The sequence below is a fragment of the Salinivibrio sp. MA427 genome, from assembly GCF_001996115.1.
In the GTDB taxonomy this organism is placed as follows: domain Bacteria; phylum Pseudomonadota; class Gammaproteobacteria; order Enterobacterales; family Vibrionaceae; genus Salinivibrio; species Salinivibrio costicola.
In genome coordinates, this window is record NZ_MUFH01000513.1 from 1 (window position 1) to 2,237 (window position 2,237).

Consider the following 2,237-nt stretch of genomic DNA (forward strand, 5'->3'; position numbering starts at 1 on the left):
GTCCGGTATTATTGCTTTCTTTGCTGGGCTGAGTCAGCAGGGTCATGACCTCACTGGGCGTGTTGGCTGCAAGCAGCGCTTGCGTGAATCCTGGCTCAATAAGTTTGGAAGAAAGGGAAGCCAGCACTTCAATATGATGGTCGCCACCGTTAGTGGGAGAGGCAATCATAAAAAAGATATGAGACCGCTCGCCATCTTCTGCACCGTAATCGATGCCGTCTCGGCTAATACCGATGACCACACCGGGTTTGGTAACGGCGTCACTTTTTGCATGAGGAAGTGCGATGCCCGCTTCAAAGCCTGTATTACCTAGGGCTTCGCGCGCATTCACATCCGCAATAAATGCGGCTTTATCACTAACACGGTCATTATCGACCAATGCTTGGCTCAGTTCATTAAATACAGCTTGCTTGCTGGTGGCGTCGAGGTTGAGACGTATCAAGCGCTCGTTGATCAGTTCAGATATCATGATGGGCTCCTGCCGATTCGTGTGAACATGGTGATCAGTTTGCGCCCGTATGCGGCTGGAAAATAGTGCAGAGAAATAGCATTTACTGGATGATTGTGCCCAACCATTTTTAATGTGATCTCGCTCATTAGCGGCAATGGCAGATCGTATGGGTATAATGGCGGTGTTGCTGATGCGTCGTACTGACGCCGTTTGCGGTCATTTGCCGTTTTGGACAGCGAGCCCGAAAACGATCGGATAGGGATGATAATGAAAGCCTCGACACCTACCAGCTTTTCTCATTTGCTTGAACTACTGAAGTCACCTGACGAGCAGTTTGGTCGGGTGATCTTTGCCAATGATTGGCAAGTGCCTGAGNCACGCTTAGAAATTGTGGTGTCTGGTCAATATACCAATATTGTCTCGACGCCTGAGGGCGTAAAAACACACACGTTGGTCGGTGGCGAGGCGCTTTATATCGCGCCAAACTGCTGGAATAAACCCGATTGGCAACATTCATGCTCGGTGCTGAGTTTGCTGTATGGCCGCCGGCAGTTGGGGTTTAGCCTTGTGAATAAACGCGCTAACGTGGCCGGATTTTACGGTGTGCAGAAGTTCTCCGTGCCGATGCGTGCAGGCTTTGCGGTGGATAACATTCTAGAAGCGCTAAACGCGCTTGCGAAAGAGCCAAACAAGCACCTAACCGATGGGTATTTGATTAAGGCGTTGTTAGCCTACACCCATCAATTAGTTGATAAACCAATATTCAATGCCCACTCTCGCGGGGAAGATCTCTACCAGGGGATCTGTATTTACATTCAAGAGCATTACCAGCAAGCCCTTTCGCGTGCGGATATTGCCGCGCATTTCCACATCAGCCCGAGCCACCTGTCACGTTTATTTAAACAATATGGCCATATGACACTGGCAGATTACATTGTGTGGGTGCGCATTGACCGAGCCAAATTTATGTTGATGCGTTATGAGTTCCGATTAGTCGATATTGCCTGTCGTTGTGGGTTCAATGACGTGAACTATTTCTGCCGCGTGTTTAAAGCGAGAACGGGCAAGACNGGGCAAGACCCCTTCTGAATATCGACGGCTCAGTCATCAAGCCTGATCTAACGCGGCATCTAGCATCGCAATTTGGGTAGGAATGTCATCACAGTGTGTTAGCCAGCGCCGAAATGCGGATGAAGACAAACGGCGAGACAGGCGGCTGATGGCGCGTAGTGTCGTACGCTCGATGTCGCAGGGGATCGCGATCGCAATACATAGTGAAACCGATTCTTGATTCAACCAGGTCATCGCAGGGTGGCAGCGAGTCACTATGATGGCGGGATGAGGGACGCTGCTATCAATAATATGAGGGAGTGCAACCTGATCGCCAAGGTAGGTGGATGAATGCGCTTCTCGCGCCATAAAAGCCGCATAAGCTTGCACTGCCGCGTCGGTATCCGCGACGCATTCAACGATCTCCCTAAACAGCGATTCACACTGTGTCGCTTGGGTGTGTAATCCTTCAACGCGCAGATTTGGATGCGCGAAGCGCGATGGCGGAGCTAACGGATTGTTTGCGGCAGCAGTAAAGGCAGAGGTGCTGAGTAAATGCCAGTGCTTACTGACGTATTCAGCGAGCACTAAGCACATTAGCTCGGCATCTGCTCCCTCAATCAGAAGCAGGCAAATATCATTGGGCTGGGTACCCGTGGCAAGCATGGATAAAGTGTCGGTGTTCGCTGATGTGCAGTCTTTGCTGACATTCACAAAGGTGCTTTTTCCACTAAAC

General features: G+C 50.4%; 3 protein-coding genes. 1 reads left to right on the top strand and 2 read right to left on the bottom strand.

Going from position 1 to position 2,237, the window contains the following annotated elements:
* On the bottom strand, positions 1–469 hold a 469-nt coding region (locus BZG79_RS16010), incomplete at its 3' end, for a fructose PTS transporter subunit IIA (RefSeq protein ID WP_199878111.1).
* A gap of 249 nt (positions 470–718) precedes the next feature.
* Between BZG79_RS16010 and BZG79_RS16015 the strand changes: the two genes are divergently transcribed.
* Complete coding sequence (locus tag BZG79_RS16015; RefSeq protein WP_077774905.1) at positions 719–1,540, top strand: AraC family transcriptional regulator; 822 nt, start codon at positions 719–721, stop codon at positions 1,538–1,540.
* Positions 1,541–1,558: 18 nt separating this feature from the next.
* On the opposite strand, the gene BZG79_RS16020 is transcribed toward BZG79_RS16015, so the two are convergent.
* A partial coding sequence (locus BZG79_RS16020) for a PTS sugar transporter subunit IIA (protein ID WP_199878113.1) occupies positions 1,559–2,237 on the bottom strand: 679 nt, incomplete at its 5' end.